We start from the raw sequence: 20,520 nt of genomic DNA on the forward strand, positions 1-20,520 counted from the left end.
AGAAAAAGTCAACAGTTAATGTTTGTTTTTGTGTTTTTTTGTCTAAAAGATTTCGATATCAAAACCAATTTGATCCACTTGACCAGGTTCTAGGAGACGAACATTCTTCTTATCTTCTAGATGATCTCCTTCTTCAAGGGATGTTGACAAGCCAGACCATGGTTCAAAAGCAATGAAAGGACCTTTATTCAAAGTTGACCAGATAATGAGATTTGAGAACTCTGCGAAGTGCACTTTCAATCCCTTATCATGTTTACGAGAACGAAGGGAAATTGTTCTAGATTGCAATTCATCTAAGGTAACTGCATCTGTGCTGAAAAGATCATAACTAAGATTTATTTCTTTTTGCCCCTCTAACCATGGACTTCTATCTTGAAAATCCAGCATACCCGTTTCTGGGAAAGGACGTGGAACAGAGCAAGTCTCTTCTTTCTCAAACTCTAAATAGTAATCTTCATAGACCTCATCATCCAGTAAAGGACAATTAAATCCTGGATGTCCACCAACAAAGTAAGGCATGACCTTGCTAGTTTCTTTATTGAAAATCTTGTATTGAGTCCGTACTGTCTTTCCTGTAAGGATATAAGTGATTTCTAGGCGGAAATGATAAGGATAGTTCTGATAGCTATCTTCATCGTCTTCAATTGCAAAAGTTACACTCTTATCTGTCTGTTCAACTAATGCAAATTCTTTCTTGCGAACCAAACCATGACGAGGAATCTTTCCTTTACTTTCTTGTCCATTATCATCTATATAAAGTGCTGTATCCTCTCTCAATGAACCACAAATGGGAAAGAGAACAGGAGCTTGTCCACTCCAATAAGTAGCATCCCCTTGCCACAAATACTCAAGTCCCTCAGCATCTTTTATAGAAGAAAGAGCCCCACCAAAACTGTTAAATTGAACTCTTAATTGTTCTGATTTTAATTCAATTACCATTATTTTCTCCGATTTCTTGATAGTTTATAAAAAACTAGGCTGTCACTCCTAATGGTATGACAACCTAGTTTCAACAATTTACACTCTGCGAAAATCCAATTCAAACTTCTTCAGCGTCGCCTTGCTGTAGATATGGTCACTGACTTCGTCAGTCTTATCTACAACCCCAAAACTGTGTTTTGAGCAACCTGCGGCTAGCTTCCTAGTTTGCTCTTTGATTTTCATTGAGTTTACATTTTATAGGAGCGCTTTATTTTGCTTTTGCTGCGTACTCTTCGTTACGTTTGATCATTTGTTTTCTGTACCATGCAAAGATACCGATATAGAATACAAGGAAGACTACAGCACCAAGGATTGCTTTGATATCACCTGTTGTAGTGTTACCAATTGTCCAACCAAGAAGTTTTTCGATTGGTCCTTCAAGAGTTGAGTGAGTGATCAATTGAGTTTCGCTCACACCTGCTGGGAAGGCACCTACACCTTTAGCAAGTTCTGTTGCAAATGGTGCAATAAGTGTACCTGAAAGAAGGAAGAGTGGCAACAAGAGTGTTCCGAAGATGATCATACGGAGCAATTTACCACGAGTTACAACCAAGAGAGCTGGAGTAACACCCATTGCGATGATACCTGCAAGTGGCAAGATACCATTTCCAACTTTTGAAAGAAGCACAGCTTCAATCAACATGATTGGTGCAAGTACGTTGGCACAAGCCCAGATTTCAGCACGACCAGCGATGAATGGCCAGTCAAGACCGATGTTGAATTTACGTCCTTGAAGACGTTTAGTAGCAACGTTTGTAATACCTTGTGAAAGTGGTTCTACGGCAGCGATGAACCATGAACCGATAAGTGAGAAGAGTTCCAAAGATACACCTGCAGTCAAACCAAGAGACAACCATCCTCTGATAACAAGACGCCATTTATCTGCATCTGCAACCCCTGCAATTGGATGTGGAGTTCCCATAATACCGATAACAATACCAAGAATGAAACCGATAAAGAATTTAGATCCCCAGAAACCGATTTTCTTGTTCAATTTAGCAGCATCAAAGTCATATTTATCAAGACCTGGGAAGAATTTTTCAAAAATCTTATCCAAAACCATGATAACTGGGTTCATCATGTAGTTCATGTGAGTTGATGTCATTGGTGATGAACTTGGAGCGTTAAGAAGGTCATCAAATGTAGGTTTCATCAAGTCAGAGTTGATAATTTTCAACACACCGACAAGGACGATAGCTGCTGTAGCAATCAAGAGTGAAACCCCTTGGCTCACACCGTTGTTGTCTGCATACCATTTAATCAAAAGACCTGTGATAGACAAGTGCCAGATATCGAAGATATCAACGTCAAGTGTATCTGTTTTCTTCATGGCTAGCATCACTATGTTGACAATCAACATGATGAGCAAGAAGTATAGTGTCCAAGCAGATCCCCAAGTGATTGTTGCAAGTGGTGCCCAACCAACGTCAGTGATACTCAATTGGATACCTGTGTTTTCAACGAATTTTGCTAGTGATGCTGAGAAAGCAGTGTTTAGCATACCGATGATGGCACCGATACCTGTAAGAGCGATGGCAAGTTTGATACCACCTTCAAGCGCTTTGGAGAATTTCACTCCAAAAAGTAGAGCCAATATTGTCAAAATGATCAACATGATGACAGGACCACCCATATCTAATACGGGTGTAAAGACCTTTTTGATTAGGTCAAAGATTGCATCCATAACAGTTCCTCCCTTTTTTATGTTATATGAATGTTAACAAATTAATAATTAGCTTAATCCATGTTCTTTGATAGCTGCTTCAATATTGTCAAATACTGGAGCACTCATAGCTGGGATACGGAATAAGATTGGTCCAGCTTCGATAACTGGAATACCTGGGTCAAAACCAAGATCTGTCGCAGCAATTGGTGTGAAGATGTCATAACCTTTGATAAGGTCTTCATTAACGTCTTTGACCATGACTGCATCACAGTGAACATCAAAACCGCGGTTTGAAAGTTCTTCTTCAAGAGCACTTTTAATTTGGTGGCTTGAGTTAACACCTGCACCGCAGGCAGCAAGAATTTTAATCATATGGATTTCCTCCGATTTAATATTTTTAATAGACAAGATTAAGCAATTGCTTCAGCAATATAAGCATAGAGGGCTTCTGGTTCAGAAATTTTTGATAGGTCTTCAAGATGACCATTTCCAGTAAAGAAGTCCATCAACTGAGCAAGAATGTTTGTTTGACTTGAACTTGAGTTATTAATGATAAAGAAGAGCAAGGATACCTCTACTTCCTTATCTGGTGCAATCATATTGTGGAAAGTCACTGGCTTTTCTAATCGAACGACCACAACTTTTTCGGCTAGATTATGAACAATATCTGTGTGAGGAATAGCCACATTCGGCAAATCCTTACCCAAAAATTCCATATCTAGACCAGTTGGAAATGACTTTTCACGCGTGATCAAGGCTTCACGATAAGTTGGAGTTACGATTTCTCGTTCTTCCAATAAAGTTGCTACCTTATCAAAGAGATGTTCTTGATTATCCGCTTCTAGACAAAACACAAGGTTTTTGTCAAAGAAATGATCTAATCCCATAAGGTTTTCCCTTCTTTCCATTAACTTTATGCTATAAGTATAACACTATATGAAACCGTTGTCAACGATTTTCTGTTGTTTTTTGTCTCTTTTTTTATATTTTTGTTGTTTTTATGGTTTGTTACATAAAAACAAACACATAAACAAACATTTCAAACATTTTTTCTGTTCTAGAAACTAAAAAAGCAGACCATCTAAGCCTGCTTTACGATTAATTCTTATATAAATTTCCTATGAACAAGGAAAAGCAATTATGACAACTTATTCTTCATCCATGCTCAAGACGCTGAGGAAGGCTTCTTGTGGAACTTCTACTGATCCGATAGCTTTCATGCGCTTCTTACCAGCTTTTTGTTTTTCAAGGAGTTTGCGTTTACGAGAAACGTCACCACCGTAACATTTAGCAAGTACGTTTTTACGAAGGGCCTTGATATCAGTACGAGCCACAATCTTGTGTCCAATAGCTGCTTGGATAGGAACCTCAAATTGCTGACGAGGAATAATTTTCTTAAGTTTATCAACGATGAGTTTTCCGCGTTCGTAGGCAAAGTCCTTGTGAACGATAAAGCTGAGGGCATCCACCTTGTCTCCATTGAGAAGGATGTCCATTTTGACCAGCTTAGATGGACGATACTCTGACAATTCGTAGTCAAAGCTTGCATAACCACGTGTCGAAGACTTAAGTTTATCAAAGAAGTCGAAGACGATTTCAGCAAGTGGAATTTGATAGATAACATTGACACGATTGTCGTCAATATAATCCATCGTCACAAAGTCCCCACGCTTACGCTGAGCCAACTCCATCACTGCTCCGACGAACTCCTGTGGTACCATGATTTGCGCCTTAACATAAGGCTCTTCAATGGTCGCAATCTTGGTAGGATCTGGGAACTCAGATGGGTTAGACACATCCATTGACTCACCATCGGTCAAATTAACCTTATAGATAACAGATGGAGCTGTCATGATGAGGTCGATGTTGAACTCACGTTCCAAACGCTCTTGGATAACATCCATATGAAGAAGTCCAAGGAAACCACAACGGAATCCAAATCCAAGTGCCTGAGATGTTTCTGGTTCAAATTGGAGACTAGCATCATTCAGTTGCAATTTTTCAAGGGCTTCACGTAGGTCATTGTACTTGTTGGATTCAATTGGATAGAGACCCGCAAAGACCATAGGATTCATCTGTTTGTAGCCATGTAATGGCTCTGCCGCAGGATTGGTTGCCAAGGTAACAGTATCACCTACACGAGTGTCCTGAACCGTCTTAATAGAAGCCGCAATATAACCAACGTCACCAGTCGCAAGGAAATCACGACCAACAGCTTTCGGCGTGAAAATACCAACTTCCGTCACATCAAAGGTCTTGCCATTACTCATGAGTTGAATCTTATCACCAGGTTTAACCACCCCATCCATGACACGCACTTGGAGAATAACCCCACGGTAAGCATCGTAAACCGAGTCGAAAATCAAGGCCTTAAGTGGCGCCGTCACATCACCCGTTGGTGCTGGCACTTTTTCTACGATTTGCTCAAGGATTTCCTCGATACCAATTCCAGCCTTGGCAGAAGCCAAAACTGCTTCACTGGCATCCAAACCAATGACATCTTCAATCTCTGTACGCACGCGCTCTGGATCTGCAGCCGGCAGGTCAATTTTATTAATGACTGGCATAATTTCCAAATCATTGTCCAAGGCCAGATAAACGTTGGCAAGGGTTTGAGCCTCAATCCCTTGAGCAGCATCAACTACTAAAATCGCTCCCTCACAGGCAGCTAGCGAACGTGAAACTTCATAGGTAAAGTCAACGTGCCCCGGCGTGTCAATCAAGTGAAAAATATAAGTTACCCCATCTTTTGCAGTATAATTCAGCTCGATGGCATTGAGTTTAATGGTAATCCCACGTTCTCGCTCTAAATCCATGCTATCCAAAAGCTGGGCCTGCATTTCACGACTTGAAACGGTCTCTGTTTTTTCCAAAATGCGGTCTGCTAGAGTCGATTTCCCGTGGTCAATATGGGCGATAATAGAGAAGTTACGGATCTTCTCCTGTCGTTTTTTCAATTCTTCTAAGTTCATGATTCTCTTCCTTTCAGGGTATCTATTTATTATAAATTGTTTTTGACATTTTGACAAGACCATACCCTGCTAGGAGTACTAATCTTCAGCGACAAAGCCGTCATTTTCAATAAAGTGATGTTCTGTCATTCCTTGTTCTGTAAAGACAATCCCGTGAAGGACACCACCATAGACAGCTCCTCCGTCCATCCCAATCTTACCATCTTCTGTAGTCCAAAGCTCAGCTGTACCACACTCTTGCTGTAACAAGCCATAAACTGGTGTGTGACCAAAGACAATGGTTTTCCCAGTATGATTTTCTGCTTCGTGGAATGGTTTTCTAAGCCAGACTTTTTTATAATCTGTAGTTTCATGCCAGTCATCCAATGTTAAATCAATACCTGCGTGAACAAAGATATACTTGTCTGTTTCTACCACAAATGGCATTTGACGAATGAATTCGACCAGGTCTGCCGCTTCAGTGGCAACACGCTTGGCATCCTCAACTCCATCAACTGGTGCATCCAAGGGACGACCTAGGATAGAGTTAATGGTTGTATCTCCACCATTGCGACGATAGTGATCATAGCTTTCTTCTGGGTCATCGAGCCAAGTCAAAAACATATACTCGTGGTTTCCTGACAAACAGATTGCCCCTTGATTATCGACCAAGTCCTTGACCATTTCAAGGACACGGCGACTATCTTCACCACGGTCAATCAAGTCCCCTAGAAAGAGCAACGGGGTCTGACCATCCCAGGTTTTGAGAAGGTCTTCTAGCATCTCTGCTTTTCCATGAACATCTCCAATAACATAATAGTCTGTCATCTTATTTCTCCCTGTTTCTCAACAATTCTCTGGCTTGCGTCAGGGCTGCTTCCGTCACATCATCACCTGCCAACATCTTGGCAACTTCCTCTACTCGCTCTTCAACCGTCAAGAGACGAACAGTCGAAACTGTTGAATGGTCATTGCTAATCTTCTCAATAAAGAATTGATAATCCGCAATCGCAATCACTTGTGGCAAATGGGAAATAGCCAGAACCTGACCATGCTGGCCAATCTTGTGAATCTTCTGCGCAATAGCCTGAGCTACACGACCTGAAACTCCCGTATCCACCTCATCAAAGACAATACTAGTCTTACCTTCTTTACGTGAAAAGGCAGACTTAATAGCTAGCATGAGACGAGATAATTCCCCACCAGATGCAACCTTGACCAAGGGTTTAAAGTCTTCGCCAGGGTTGGTTGAAATGTAAAACTCGACCGTTTCATTGCCCTCACGACTGAATTTTCCCTTGCTAAAACGAACCTGAAACTGGGCTTTTTCCATATAAAGGTCTTGCAGTTCTTGTTTAATCTCAGCTTCAAGCTGCTGAGCCAAGTCATGACGTGCAGATGCAAGCTGGCCAGCCAAATCAACAAGATTGACTTCCAATTTCTTGAGCTCTGCTTCCATGTCCTCAGATGAAAGGTTATTACCTGTCAAGAGATTATATTCTTCCGTAATCTTGGCAAAATAAAGCAAAACATCATCCACAGTCCCACCATACTTACGGGTAATGGTATGAAGGAGGTCCAAACGATTCTCAACCTTCATGAGGCGATTACCATCAAAATCAAGGTCCTCAATAATAGCTTCCAGACGCTTGCTAATATCTTCTAAGACATAGTAAGTCTCAGACAGAGAGCTTGAAATTTCACGGTATTCAGGATCATACTCTTCGACACTTTCCATGTCATTCATGGCTGAACGAACATTGGCCAGACTTGAAAAGTCTTCATTGTCCAACATACTGTAGGCATTGGTCAGCGTATCCGCAATATTTTTATGGTTGAGGAGTTTCTCTCGCTCTTGATTGAGAACCAAATCTTCTCCAGCCTGCAAGCTTGCTGCCTCAATCTCTGCCATTTGAAATTCCAACATTTCGATACGTGCCTTGTGTTCCTGCTGGTTTTTCTTGACTTCCAGAACCTGCTTGCGCATTTTTCGATAGGCATCAAAACTCGTTTGATAGGTTTCTTTTAAGTCCCAAAAGGCTGTATCACCGAATTCATCCAACATTTGAATATGAAGTTGCGGGCGCATTAACTCTTCTTGGTCATGCTGACCATGAATATCCACAAGATGTTGCCCAATAGCACGCAAAACAGACAAATTAACCATCTGGCCATTAACACGACTAATACTACGACCATTTTGCAAGATTTCTCGACGGATGATAATTTCATCACCCATTTCCAAACCTTGCTCATCAAAAATTTCCTGTAAAAGACGACTATTCTCAACCGAGAAAAGCCCCTCAATCTCTGCCTTTGGCGCACCGTGACGAATAACATCTGTCGTCGCACGAGCTCCCAACATCATATTCATAGCATCAATGATAATCGACTTCCCTGCACCCGTTTCACCAGTCAGGACAGTCATCCCCTTTTCAAAATTGAGGGAAATAGCCTCAATAATGGCAAAGTTTTTTATCGAAATTTCAAGTAACATATAGACCTACCAATTTTTTACTTGTTCAAAGATTTCCTCAGCTAGACTTTCACTTCTGGCAATGACTAAAATCGAGCTATCATCAGCCAAACAGCTAAAAATCTTGTCCGCAAAAGTCTCGGTTAACTGAGCTTTTACAAAAGCCGTATTTCCTGGAATAACTTGAAGATTGATCATCTTGTCCATCAAGTCTGCCGATTCGATATTGTCTTCAGCCAGTTGCAAACTTTTTACGATTGATTTTGGTAATTCATAGACATAGGTGTTGTCTCTCAAAGGAATTTTGACAATACCTAATTCTTTGATATCTCGGGATACAGTTGCCTGAGTGGCAGTGATACCTGCTTCTTTCAAATGTTCTACGATTTCTTCTTGCGTACCGATTTGATAATCTGTCACAAATCGTCTAATTTTTTCAAGTCTCTCTTTTTTATTCATTTTTAAATTGACTATGCGCCCTCTCTACTACTTCTTCAATCTCAGCAAGAATCTGATTGCCTGCTGACTCTTCTTTTTTCAAATACGCTAAAAACTCAATATTTCCATGACCACCTTGGATAGGAGAAAAGTCCAAACCAAGGACTGAAAAGCCTTCCTCTACTGCCATAGCTGTGACAGATTCAAGGACATGTTGATGCACCTTAGCATCTCGAATAATTCCGTTTTTCCCAATCTGCTCACGTCCTGCCTCAAACTGAGGCTTAACTAAAGCCACGACCTGACCTTGATCGGCTAACACTCGGTGTAAGGCCGGCAAAATCAGACTGAGGGAAATGAAACTCACGTCAATGCTGGCAAAGCTCGGTTCCTGCTCGAAATCAGTCTTTTCAGCATAGCGGAAATTGAACTGCTCCATGCTGACAACTCGTGGGTCTTGGCGTAGTTTCCAAGCCAACTGATTGGTACCAACATCAACTGCAAAGACCAACTCAGCACCATTCTGTAGCATAACATCGGTAAAACCTCCAGTAGAGGCCCCGATATCAATCGTTGTAGCTTCTTCCACTGACAAATCAAAGACCTGCAAGGCCTTTTCCAGTTTCAAGCCACCTCGACTGACATACTTGAGCTTTTCACCTTTGAGTTTTAGCTCAGTGTCGTCTGGAATTTTCTCTCCTGGTTTATCAAAACGTTCTCCATTAAGAACTGCTACGACTAGACCAGCCATGACACCGCGCTTGGCTTGTTCTCGCGTTTCAAACAAGCCCTGTTTATAAGCTAGTACATCCACTCTTTCCTTAGCCATTGATTCTCAAACTTTCTACTACACATACAATCGATTCTGTTTCCAAGGGAACCTGCTGGGCAATTTCTTCTAATTTTGCATTAGCTTGATCCAAAGTCTGGTTGCAAAAGGCAATAGCCTCTTCCAAGCCCAACAAAGCAGGATAGGTTGATTTTTCTGCCTGTAGATCCTTTTGTGGTGTCTTACCGATTTCCTCAAAACTAGCTGTCACATCCAGTACGTCATCTCGAACTTGAAAAGCAAGCCCAATCAATTCACCTACAGTTTTAAGTTTTGCCTGAATTTCAGGAGCCAATTCGGCTATAATAGCAGCTGCTTGGAAAGGAAAGGCTAGTAGTTTTCCAGTCTTATTAGCATGAATGGTCTGAAGTTCTTCCAAAGACAAATGCTGGTGTTCACCCTCCATGTCCAAAACCTGGCCTGCTACCATGCCCAGACTTCCTGAAGCAAGCGATAAGTTGGCAATCAAGTCCACCTTGATTTGACTTGGCAAATCTGCCTGCGCGATCAAGGCATAAGGATCTAGGAACAAAGCATCTCCAGCCAAAATGGCCATAGCTTCACCGAATTTCTTGTGATTGGTCAATCGTCCTCGACGGTAATCATCATTATCCATGGCAGGAAGGTCATCGTGAATCAAGCTCCCTGTATGAATCATTTCCAAGGCCGCAGCAACCTGTGCGTGAGCAGGTTTAATAGCGATCTGCAAGGCTTCCAGAACTTCTAACAAGAGAAAAGGTCGAATACGCTTGCCACCAGCATGAATGGAATAGAGAACAGACTCTCGCAAACTAGAGGCAAACTGCTGGTCTCCATAAAAATCTTCCAAAGCCGACTCGACAAGAGCTAATTTTTCTTGCTTCTTCATTCAAAATCACTTTCTGTTCCGTCTTCTTGCATGACCTTGACCAAGGTCTTTTCAGCCTTGTCTAGCGTAGCCTGAAGCTCTTTTGACAAGACCATGCCCTTTTGAAAGGCCGCAATCGCATCTTCCAAAGCAATTTCACCATTTTCCAAACTTTGGACAATGTTCTCCAGTTCAGCTAGATTTTCCTCAAATTTCTTTTGTTTTGACATCTTTAACCTCTAATTCTACTCGACCATCTCGCATCAAAAGCGTTACTTGGTCTGTTTTCTTTAAATTCTCAACCGAATCGACTACTGAATCTTCTTTCTTGACAATTGCATAGCCACGCGCCACGATTCGACTGGTATCCAACATCAACAAGGCTTCTGAAAGTCTTTTCACCTCAGCAACCTTGGCATCATAAACCAAAGCCATTTGGCTACGGAGGAGCTTATCCAACTGGCCTAGACGGTCTTGATAACGTTGAATTTTGGTAACGGGTGATAATTGGACTAGTTGATGGGTCTTTGCTTGTACTAGCTGTTTGTTATCAGAAATCCGTGTTCGCAAACTTTGTTTCAATCGCAGTTGCAGTTGGTCCAAGCGCTGCAAATAGCCATCATACAAACGCTCTGGCTGTCTAAAGATAACAGACTGACTGCATTTTTTCAAAGCTTCTTGTTTCTTCGATAGGACATTTCGGACTGCTGTTGCCATCCGTTTTTCCTGATTTTGCAAATGAGCTAATAGATCCAACTTGGTCACAGGTGTTGCCAGTTCAGCAGCTGCTGTTGGTGTGGCAGCGCGGCGATCTGCCACAAAATCTGCCAAGGTCACATCCGTCTCATGCCCCACACTAGAGATAACTGGTAAACGAGATTCAAAAATAGCTCGTACCACAATTTCCTCGTTAAAAGCCCAGAGATCCTCGATAGAACCCCCACCACGACCAATAATCAGCAAGGCCAAATCGTCCCGTTGATTAGCACGCGCAATATTTCGAGCAATTGCTTCTGCTGCCCCTTCACCTTGCACCTTAGTTGGATAAAGCAGGATATCGACACCTGGGAATCGCCTGCTGACGGTCGTGATAATATCTCGAATCACGGCTCCACTGCGACTGGTTACTACACCAATTCTCTTAGAAAATTGGGGCAGAGCTTGCTTGAAGCGTTCTTGAAACAGGCCTTCTTCTGTCAATTTTTTCTTGAGTTGTTCAAACTGAATCGCAAGCGCCCCAACCCCATCAGGCTCAGCCTTTTCAATGATGATGGAGTAGCTACCACTCGGTTCATAGACCTGTACACGCCCAATCACATTGATCTTCATCCCTTCTTCCAGGTCGAAACCTAATTTCTGATAAATTCCAGACCAAATAGTCGCTTGAATAACTGCATGGTCATCTTTTAAGGAGAAATATTGGTGAGTAGGTCGTTTACGAAAATTGGAAACTTGACCAGTTAAATAGACCCGTTCCAAATAAGGGTCTTTATCGAATTTCATTTTCAGATACTTGGTCAAAGTTGTTACCGATAAATACTTTTCCATCTCCACCTACTATTCATTTTCTTGCTCTTTCATGGGTATTATTATACCAAAAATATGCCTAAAAATCTCCATTTATGTACCATTATGAGAGAAAAATAGAAAAAGGAGGCAAAGCCTCCACATCTGATTATTTGCTGTTTCGAGCTTCTTCCAAAATCTTAGCAATCTTGGTCGTCAAAAGGTCGATAGCCACGGTATTGCTGACTCCCTCAGGAATGACGATATCAGCATAACGCTTAGTCGGCTCGATAAACTGATGGTACATGGGTTTAACCACACCTAAATACTGGTCAATAACGCTATCAAGACTACGGCCACGTTCTTCCATATCGCGCTTGATACGACGAATAATGCGCACATCGTCATCCGTATCCACAAAAATCTTGATATCCATCAAATCGCGCAGGCGCTTGTCCTCCAAGACCAAAATCCCCTCAACGATAAAGACATCTTGAGGCTCTTGACGATAGGTCTTGCTACTTCGTGTATGCTCTGTATAGTCATAAGTCGGGATGTCCACCGGACGCCCTGCCAACAATTCCTTAATCTGCTCAATCATCAAGTCTGTATCAAAGGCAAAAGGATGGTCGTAGTTGGTTTTGACACGCTCTTCAAAGGTCAAGTGAGACTGATCCTTGTAGTATGAATCATGCTCAATCATGGAAATCTTTTCATCAGGAAAATGCGATAAAATGGCTCTTGAAACACTGGTCTTACCTCCACCAGAACCACCTGTCACTCCGATAATGATTGGTCTATTTTGCATGCTATCCTCCGTTTTTTTATCCGTGGTCTATTCTATCACATTTTTTATAAAATTTATAGTCTGATTTGGATAGTCTAGGGGAAACAACACTCCCTACACCTCAGTTAGACTAGCTAAAAACCTTCCTTGGTTTATATAGATTATCTCGTTTCTCTAGAATTGCTAGCAATTTATCATCTTCAAAGGCAGCTAATTCTTGTTCTGTTTGTTCGAGTTCGATAAAACGACCAAAGCGCACTTCTGCAGCCTCTTCTTGAGTTAAGAAAACTTTGACAAGGTCTCCTGTCCCAATCTCTAGAGGATGGAGAAAGTCCAATTGACCAGCCTCCACTTTTTCAGCAATTTCTTCCAAGGTAAGAGCATCTTCTAGTTGCAAACCAGCTGCACTAGTCCGTGTCAAATGAGACATATGAGCCGCATAGCCCAATTTTTCTCCCAAGTCAACCGATAAGGTACGAATATAAGTTCCCTTGCTACATTTCACACGAAAAGTGAATCGTGCAAGATGACCCTCATAAGAAATCGGACTTGTTCTATCAAATTGATAAATGGTCACCTGACGTTCTGGACGCTCCACTTCCTGACCTGCACGTGCATACTCATAGAGCTTGCGACCATTAACCTTAACCGCAGAGTACATAGGCGGAATCTGGGTAATAGGCCCAGTCAAGCTCGCAATTACTTCATCAACTAGCTTTTCATCCAAGGGCGACAGAACGGGTGTCTCAGCGACCACTTCCCCACTAGCATCCTCAGTTGTCGTTGAATAACCGATAGTAATCTCCCCCTCATAGACCTTGCCCTCGTCCTGCATAAACTCGACCATGCGTGTCGCCTTGCCAACTGCAATAGGTAAAACACCCACAACATCCGGATCCAAGGTCCCACCATGACCAATCTTCTTGGTTCCCAAAATCTTACGCAGTTTAAAAACCGCATCATGCGAGGTCATCCCCGCTTCTTTTTTTAAGTTGATAATACCGTTCATTTTTGCTTTCTCACTCCCCCTTCAGAGCTTCAAATTTCGCTTTCATAGTTGGATTTTTACGGGTCAATTTTTTGACGGAAACATCTTCCAGCTTATTGTTAGCTAGACGAAGTTGGTTTTCAGATGTTGTCAGGAATTTCTTAACTTCTTCCATGCGTTTGATGGCCTTGTCGATTTCATCAATAGCTTTGCCAAAGTTGGTCGAAGCAGAGTTGTAGTTCTTGGCAAAAGCTAGTTTAAAGGCGTCCAAATCTTCCTCAAAATGTGTAATATCGATATTTTGCTCTCGAACCAAGGCCAACTCCTGCTTATATTTTAGGGAATTAAGCGCTGCATTTCGCAAAAGCCCAATCAATTGGATAAAGAACTGAGGGCGAACCACATACATCTTTTCATACTCGTGGCTGACGTCAACAATCCCCGTATTAAAGTAGTCATTATCGGCCTCAAGCATAGTCACCAAAACGGCATACTCACAGTTCTTCTCCCGACGATCCTTGTCCAATTCCTTGTAAAAATCTGCATTTTTGTGCTTCTTCTCTGTTCCATCTGCTTCATTTTTCATCTCAAACATGATGGAAATGATTTCTACTCCATTTTCATCACACTCACGGAAGATAAAGTCCCCCTTAGACCCACGCGCAGAGACCTTGTTATCCTTCTCAAAGTAAGCATTTGGAAAGGCGAAACTACGGACCTTGTTAAACTCACTCTCTGCATAGTGTTCCAGACTTTCCCCAATCGCTTTTGTAGATTGTTGGGCTTTGAAATTCTTATAAAATTCGACTTGTTCACTGGCTGCTTTAAGCTGGGCTTCATAGTTTTGTTTAACAGAAGCCAAAGACAACTCATTTTCCTTTTCTTGCAATAGCAACTGATTTTTGACCTGATCTCGTTCTTTTTCAAGGTCAGAAAGGGTCTTTTGCAGTTGATTTTCATGCTCCAAACGCAAGGTCGCCAACTGGTTTTCTAAGGCCTGTACTTCCTTGTCCTTTGCTAATAAAGCCTGATGGCTTGTCTGTTCAACCTCTTTCTTGGCCAATTCTTTTTCTGTATCAAAGTTTTGGATTTGACTCTGCAATTGAGCAATTTCTTTGTCTTTTTGAGCCAGTTTAGACTGTTGTTCATTCATGGCCTTTTGCTCAGCCAAGGCCAGTTCCTGCTTCATCCGATCATGTAGTTCCTTATCAAACTCTGCTGTTCTCACTTGAGACAGAAGTTCAGCATACTGACTTTCATTTACTGTAAAGACTTCCCCACAGTTGGGGCATTTGATTTCGTTCATATCGTTCCTCTTTCTAGACTTCTGTAACCATTATATCATGCCTGAAGAAAAATCAAAAACAGCGAGTCGAAACCCACTGTTTATCTTCTTTTTCTTTAAATTTTTTCCAAGGCCAAGCGCAAGTCTTCAATCAAATCATCTACATTTTCAAGTCCAATAGACAAGCGGATTTGGTTTGGTGTGACTCCTGCTGCTTCTAGGTCTTTTTCTGACAATTGACCATGAGTGGTTGTTGCTGGATGAACAACAAGCGATTTAGCATCTGCCACGTTTGCTAGGTCAGAAAAGATTTCCAAATTATCAATTACCTTGCGGGCTTCGGCCTCCCCACCTTTAACATGGAAGGTAAAGATTGATCCCACACCTTTTGGCAAATATTTCTCAGCCAAGGTATGATAAGGACTATCAGCCAATTTTGGATAGTTAACTTTTTCTACCTTAGGATGGTTGACAAGGAAATCAACAATTTTCTCTGCATTTTGTACATGACGTTCCACACGAAGTGAAAGGGTTTCAAGTCCTTGGAGCAAGAGGAAGGCATTAAATGGTGACAAGGCTGCACCTGTATCACGGAGCAATTGAACACGAACAGCGATAATAAAGGCAGCTGCACCTACATCACGAGTATAGCTCAAGTTGTGGTAGCTTGGGTCTTCTTCAACAAATTGAGGGAATTTCCCTGAAGCTGCCCAGTCAAAACGACCGCTATCAACAATCACTCCACCAATAGTCGTACCATGCCCACCGATAAACTTAGTCGCAGAGTGAATAGCAATATCGACACCGTGAGAAAAGACATTAATCAAATAAGGTGTAGCAAAGGTATTGTCAGAAACAAGTGGAATCTGATGCTTATGAGCAATCTCTGCCAGTTTTTCCAGGTCTGGAATATTAATCAAGGGGTTACCCAAGGTTTCAATCAAGACAAGCTTGGTATTGTCATTGATAGCTGCTTCTACTTCCTCCAAATTATCCACATCCACAAAGGTTGTTGTGATCCCATAACGAGGAAGGGTTTCTTTCAAAAGATTGAAGGTACCACCGTAGATAGTTGATGCTGCTACTACATGGTCACCAGCATGGGCAAGCGCCAAAATCGTATAAGTCACTGCGGCCATACCTGATGCTGTTGCAAGAGCTCCGACACCACCTTCAAGGGCAGCAATTCTTTCTTCAAAGGCAGCTGTTGTAGGGTTGGTGATACGAGTATAAATGTTCCCTGGTTTCCTCAAGGCAAACAGATCGGCACCTTCCTGCGTGTCATCAAAAACAAAGGATGTTGTCTGATAAATCGGCACTGCACGAGACTTAGTTGCTGGATCAACTACTTGCCCAGCATGCAATTGTAAGGTTTCAAATTTAAAATCACGAGTCATAAGGCGACCTCCATATAGTTTCATTAAAGATATTGTAGCACCTTAAGGTATAGTTTACAAATATCAGTTTTCTATATTTTGATATAAGAAATAGCTATTACTCTATTTTAAAAACGAAAAAAGCACGACTCAATCGTGCTCATTTTCTTAATCTACATAAGTATCTTCGTTTTTATTGAGGAAGGCATATGGAAGACCCATCAAGAGGCCTCCTCCGATAAAGTTTCCGATGAAGGTTACCCCCCAGTGACGAAGCATATTTCCAACACCGAAGTTAGCAATTGAATCAGCAGCAACACTAAACTTAACAATTGCGAAAGAAGCAAAGTTCGCAGCAATGTGCTCGTTTGTTAAGAATACAAACATGTAAATTGCTGATAAAACTAGCCAAAGTTTGGCACCACCATCTTTGACCAAAACAAATGAAAGAATCGCAATATTTACGAAAATATTTGCCAAAATCGCCTCAAGCAAGATTAATTCATTTGAACGGCCTAACTTCATCTCAACAACCCCTGAGATGAAACTATCGTGAGTCAGATGTGCATAAGCTGCTGAATGGGCAAAGCCCCAACCTGCTATCAAAGCTCCGATAAGGTTGAACAAGGTACAGTAAAGTAAAATCTCAGCTGTTTTTCTCCAAGAGATTTTTTTCAAGAAACTACCTGCAGTTAAGAACATCATGTTTGATGTTACCAACTCGGCATTCAAGAAAACAATGTAGGCCAATCCCCAAGCAAAGACAAATGGGAAGAGGAAGCGTCCGCTACCTGGTGCAATTTTATTAATCAAGTCAGCCCCAACTGCACCAGCAGCTGTACTGAAAGTTAAGAATGCACCTGCAAACATAGAACGAATCGCATACTTAAATTTGCTTTGACTATAAAGACTTTCTTTCTTCTTACAAGCAAATTCAATCTTTGAGATAAATTCTGAAGAAACCATAATAAACTCCTAAAAATTTTTTACCTGATAATTATATCACAAACGTTAAAATTAAGGAAGCGTTTTCTGTATTTCATAAAAGTTTATTTTTATGAAAAGCTTAAAAAATCAGTGAAATCCTGGATTTCACTGATTTGTATTAATAAAATTGTTTATATGGTTGATTGAAAGCTGTTAGGATTTCATCAGATGTTTGTGAATAATCTTTTGTTTCCTTCAAATCGCCTTTTACAATAATACGTTCTGTAGCAGCAAGGTCTTCACAGGTTACTAATGTAATCTCATTGACCCCATCTCTATCATCAACTTCATCAACACGATCCGGTGTCACACGTTTTACTTCACGTATTTCATAAGTATAAACTTTATTTTTATCGGTTAGATAAATCTTCATACCATTTTTAGCGTTATCCAAAGGAGAAAATAGCATTTTATTAGCATTATTGACACCAAAAATATGATGACTAGCTAGACTATAATTTCCTTTCCCCATCACTTGATCGCGTTTCATCGTACCAGCACCATAGAAGAGATTGACATTATCAAGCCCTTTAAAAATTGGCAGATTCATTTCTAATTCAGGAACTGCAATTCCGCCAATAACTGGTAATTTTTGAGCATCCCATTGAGAAGCTAGAACCGCTTCAGAAGAGATAGCTTTGACAGAATCAAAATCAAAATTTCCTTCTGTATCCTGATTTTCTTCTATTTTTTCTTTTGATACCTGACTAACTTGGTACTTATTGGTATTCCAAACTATAAAAATATCACGAATTTTAGCATTAAAAATCAAAGCAATTGATAGTAGTATCAGAAATCCTGCTAGGATATTTGTCAGCAGATTTTTTCGTTTGTTTTTCTTTTTATTATTTTTTTGAGACATTATGCTTCACCTTCTGTTTCGTTTTCTGTCCCAACTTCTTCTTTTTCTGCCGCTGCAACCGTAGTAAAGGTTACAATTTTAGCATCTTGATCCAGACGCATTACTTTAACTCCCATAGTTGAGCGTCCTGTTTGTGAAATATTGGCAACATTGGTTCGAATCATGACACCTGTATCAGTGATAATCATCAAATCTTCATCACCTTTAACGGTCATAAGACCAGCAAGGGAACCATTCTTTTCTGTAATTTTAGCGGTTTGCATCCCTTTACCACCACGACCTTTTGTTGGATATTCGGTCGCAACTGTGCGCTTACCAAATCCTTTTTCTGTGATGATAAGAACCTCGTCTTGATCTGTAATCACACTAGCTCCAACAACTGTGTCTCCGTCACGAAGGTTAACACCTTTCACACCAGTGGCGATACGACTCATGCCACGAACAGCTGATTGATTAAAACGAACTGCATAACCAAACTTGGTACCAATGATAATATCCGTATCTTCTTCCGTCAACAAGACATTAATCAACTCATCTTCATCCTTGAGGTTCAAAGCCTTGAGACCATTCTGGCGAATGTTAGCAAATTCCTTAACGCTGGTTCGCTTCACAATTCCATGACGGGTTGTGAAGAAGAGGTAAGCATCATCACTGCGTTCAGACTCAACATTGATAATAGTCTGAATACTTTCACCTTCATCCAATTTCAAGAGATTGACTACTGGTAGCCCTTTGGCCGTCCGACCATACTCAGGAATTTCATAACCTTTCAGGCGATAGACACGTCCTTTATTTGTAAAGAAGAGTAGGTGATCATGGGTGCTAGTCGACACTAACTCACGGACAAAATCATCATCTTTGACACCTGTCCCTTGAACACCACGACCACCACGTTTTTGAGCAGTAAACTCAGCTTGGTCCAGACGTTTGATGTAGCCTTTGTTAGACAGTGTAATCAAGACATCCGATTCTTCAATCAAGTCCTCATCTTCGAGACTTAAGACTTCACCGACCATCAATTCCGTACGACGTTGGTCGCCAAACTTACGCTTGACTTCATCCAATTCGTCTTTGATGATTTGAGAAACACGTTCCGGCTTAGCAAGAATATCTGCTAAATCGGCAATCAGAGCCAAGAGATCATCATACTCAGACTGAATCTTATCACGTTCCAAACCTGTCAAACGACGAAGGCGCATATCGAGGATAGCTAGACTTTGACGTTCAGAAAGCTTAAACTTACTCATCAACTCAGCTTGTGCTTCCGCATCCGTTTCACTAGCACGGATAATACGAATCACTTCGTCGATATGGTCTAGCGCAATCAAGAGACCTTCTAAGATATGAGCACGTGCTTCCGCTTTTTCCTTATCAAAACGTGTCCGACGAACAACCACTTCTTTTTGGTGCTCAATATAAGCATCCAAAATCTGACGAAGGGACAAAATCTTCGGCACCCCATTTTGAATCGCCAACATATTAAAACCAAAATTGGTTTGCATCTGGGTCATCTTGAAAAGATTGTTGAGGATAACATTGGCTGAAGCATCGCGCTTGACCTCGATCACGAAACGAACCCCTTCGCGGTTTGACTCATCACGAACCGCTGTGATGCCCTCAATCCGTTTTTCCTGAACCAAACGAACAATATGCTCATGCACCTTGGTTTTATTGACCATGTAAGGAAATTCCGTTACAACGATGCGCTCACGGCCAGTCTTAGTTTCTTCAATTTCAGTACGAGAACGAAGGACAATAGAACCTTTACCTGTTTCATAAGCCTTATGAATGCCTGATTTCCCCATGACAAGGGCACCTGTTGGAAAATCTGGCCCAGGTAAGACTTCCATCAAGTCCTTGGTAGTCACTTCAGGATTGTCCATGACCAACTTCACTGCATCAATGGTTTCACCCAAGTTGTGAGGCGGAATATTGGTAGCCATCCCAACAGCAATACCAGTTGCTCCATTGACCAAGAGGTTTGGAAAACGAGCTGGCAAGACCAAGGGTTCACGTTCATTAGCATCATAGTTATCAACGAAATCAACCGTATTCTTATTGATATCACGAAGCATTTCCAGAGCAATCTTGCTCATGCGTGCCTCAGTGTAACGCTGGGCGGCAGCACCATCTCCATCCATGGAACCAAAGTTCCCATGCCCATCTACAAGCATGTAACGGTAACTCCACCATTGAGCCATACGAACCATAGCTTCATAGATAGAGGAGTCCCCGTGTGGGTGGTATTTACCCATGACATCCCCTGTAATACGAGCAGATTTTTTATGAGGTTTGTCTGGAGTAACACCCAATTCATTCATTCCATAGAGAATCCGACGGTGAACAGGTTTCAAGCCATCTCGAACATCAGGAAGAGCCCGCGCTACGATAACACTCATGGCGTAATCGATAAAGCTCGTCTTCATCTCCTTTGTCAGATTGACATTCACTAAATTTCTATCCTGCATTAATAAATGCCTCATTTCACTATTAGTAATTAATAATATTATACCATAATGTCCGCCATATTTCAGGTATCCA

Annotated in this window: 20 protein-coding genes; all 20 read right to left on the reverse strand. The window is 41.4% G+C overall.

The window, feature by feature from the left end; all coding sequences use genetic code 11:
• Positions 1-42 precede the first annotated feature (42 nt).
• The 20 genes from N8M09_RS00495 to gyrA all read right to left on the reverse strand — a co-directional run bounded on the left by N8M09_RS00495 (position 43) and on the right by gyrA (position 20,447).
• Positions 43-939 (reverse strand): aldose 1-epimerase family protein, encoded by an 897-nt coding sequence (locus tag N8M09_RS00495; RefSeq protein WP_261062785.1) that lies wholly within the window; start codon positions 937-939, stop codon positions 43-45.
• A gap of 78 nt (positions 940-1,017) precedes the next feature.
• A complete protein-coding gene (locus tag N8M09_RS00500; RefSeq protein ID WP_261062786.1) occupies positions 1,018-1,164 on the reverse strand; it encodes a hypothetical protein in 147 nt (48 codons plus the stop codon).
• 25 nt (positions 1,165-1,189) lie between these two features.
• Positions 1,190-2,665 (reverse strand): PTS transporter subunit IIC, encoded by a 1,476-nt coding sequence (locus tag N8M09_RS00505; RefSeq protein WP_173228834.1) that lies wholly within the window; start codon positions 2,663-2,665, stop codon positions 1,190-1,192.
• A gap of 48 nt (positions 2,666-2,713) precedes the next feature.
• The gene (locus tag N8M09_RS00510) at positions 2,714-3,019 is read right to left on the reverse strand and encodes a PTS sugar transporter subunit IIB (protein ID WP_000590547.1); all 306 of its coding nucleotides are present in this window, start codon (positions 3,017-3,019) and stop codon (positions 2,714-2,716) included.
• 38 nt (positions 3,020-3,057) lie between these two features.
• On the reverse strand, positions 3,058-3,534 hold the full coding sequence (locus N8M09_RS00515) for a PTS sugar transporter subunit IIA (protein ID WP_261062787.1): 477 nt from the start codon (positions 3,532-3,534) through the stop codon (positions 3,058-3,060).
• A 261-nt stretch (positions 3,535-3,795) separates the two neighbouring features.
• Complete coding sequence (gene lepA / locus N8M09_RS00520; RefSeq protein ID WP_261062788.1) at positions 3,796-5,619, reverse strand: translation elongation factor 4; 1,824 nt, start codon at positions 5,617-5,619, stop codon at positions 3,796-3,798.
• 78 nt (positions 5,620-5,697) lie between these two features.
• Entirely contained in the window at positions 5,698-6,426 is a 729-nt protein-coding gene (locus N8M09_RS00525; RefSeq protein WP_261062789.1) for a metallophosphoesterase family protein, read from the reverse strand.
• 1 nt (position 6,427) lies between these two features.
• Entirely contained in the window at positions 6,428-8,095 is a 1,668-nt protein-coding gene (recN, locus tag N8M09_RS00530; RefSeq protein WP_261062790.1) for a DNA repair protein RecN, read from the reverse strand.
• Between the two features lie 6 nt (positions 8,096-8,101).
• A complete protein-coding gene (locus tag N8M09_RS00535) occupies positions 8,102-8,533 on the reverse strand; it encodes an arginine repressor (protein ID WP_101781983.1) in 432 nt (143 codons plus the stop codon).
• Positions 8,526-9,341 carry a TlyA family RNA methyltransferase gene (locus N8M09_RS00540; protein WP_261062791.1) on the reverse strand — a complete coding sequence of 272 codons (816 nt, stop codon included), beginning with the start codon at positions 9,339-9,341 and terminating at the stop codon, positions 8,526-8,528. Before N8M09_RS00540 ends, N8M09_RS00535 begins: the two co-directional genes overlap by 8 nt.
• Positions 9,334-10,209, reverse strand: coding sequence for a polyprenyl synthetase family protein (locus N8M09_RS00545; protein ID WP_261062792.1), 876 nt, complete (start codon positions 10,207-10,209; stop codon positions 9,334-9,336). Before N8M09_RS00545 ends, N8M09_RS00540 begins: the two co-directional genes overlap by 8 nt.
• Positions 10,206-10,418, reverse strand: a complete 213-nt coding sequence (locus N8M09_RS00550; RefSeq protein WP_138336453.1) for an exodeoxyribonuclease VII small subunit — start codon at positions 10,416-10,418, stop codon at positions 10,206-10,208. Before N8M09_RS00550 ends, N8M09_RS00545 begins: the two co-directional genes overlap by 4 nt.
• Complete coding sequence (xseA, locus tag N8M09_RS00555; protein ID WP_261062793.1) at positions 10,396-11,736, reverse strand: exodeoxyribonuclease VII large subunit; 1,341 nt, start codon at positions 11,734-11,736, stop codon at positions 10,396-10,398. The genes N8M09_RS00550 and xseA overlap by 23 nt, the downstream gene beginning before the upstream one ends.
• Before the next feature lie 127 nt (positions 11,737-11,863).
• Positions 11,864-12,502: a uridine kinase gene (udk, locus tag N8M09_RS00560; protein ID WP_001181376.1), complete on the reverse strand. Its 639-nt coding sequence runs from the start codon at positions 12,500-12,502 to the stop codon at positions 11,864-11,866.
• A 109-nt stretch (positions 12,503-12,611) separates the two neighbouring features.
• Positions 12,612-13,490: a tRNA pseudouridine(55) synthase TruB gene (gene truB, locus N8M09_RS00565; protein WP_261062794.1), complete on the reverse strand. Its 879-nt coding sequence runs from the start codon at positions 13,488-13,490 to the stop codon at positions 12,612-12,614.
• Positions 13,491-13,500: 10 nt separating this feature from the next.
• Positions 13,501-14,775 carry a DUF2130 domain-containing protein gene (locus N8M09_RS00570; RefSeq protein ID WP_261062795.1) on the reverse strand — a complete coding sequence of 425 codons (1,275 nt, stop codon included), beginning with the start codon at positions 14,773-14,775 and terminating at the stop codon, positions 13,501-13,503.
• Between the two features lie 95 nt (positions 14,776-14,870).
• Positions 14,871-16,151, reverse strand: a complete 1,281-nt coding sequence (locus tag N8M09_RS00575) for an O-acetylhomoserine aminocarboxypropyltransferase/cysteine synthase family protein (protein WP_261062796.1) — start codon at positions 16,149-16,151, stop codon at positions 14,871-14,873.
• A gap of 147 nt (positions 16,152-16,298) precedes the next feature.
• Positions 16,299-17,096 (reverse strand): formate/nitrite transporter family protein, encoded by a 798-nt coding sequence (locus tag N8M09_RS00580; RefSeq protein WP_000254773.1) that lies wholly within the window; start codon positions 17,094-17,096, stop codon positions 16,299-16,301.
• A gap of 139 nt (positions 17,097-17,235) precedes the next feature.
• Positions 17,236-17,979, reverse strand: a complete 744-nt coding sequence (srtA, locus tag N8M09_RS00585) for a sortase SrtA (protein ID WP_261062797.1) — start codon at positions 17,977-17,979, stop codon at positions 17,236-17,238.
• Positions 17,979-20,447 carry a DNA gyrase subunit A gene (gene gyrA, locus N8M09_RS00590; RefSeq protein ID WP_261062798.1) on the reverse strand — a complete coding sequence of 823 codons (2,469 nt, stop codon included), beginning with the start codon at positions 20,445-20,447 and terminating at the stop codon, positions 17,979-17,981. Before gyrA ends, srtA begins: the two co-directional genes overlap by 1 nt.
• Between the last annotated feature and the right edge of the window lie 73 nt (positions 20,448-20,520).

It is taken from the genome of Streptococcus mitis (assembly GCF_946190375.1).
GTDB lineage: Bacteria > Bacillota > Bacilli > Lactobacillales > Streptococcaceae > Streptococcus > Streptococcus mitis_CJ.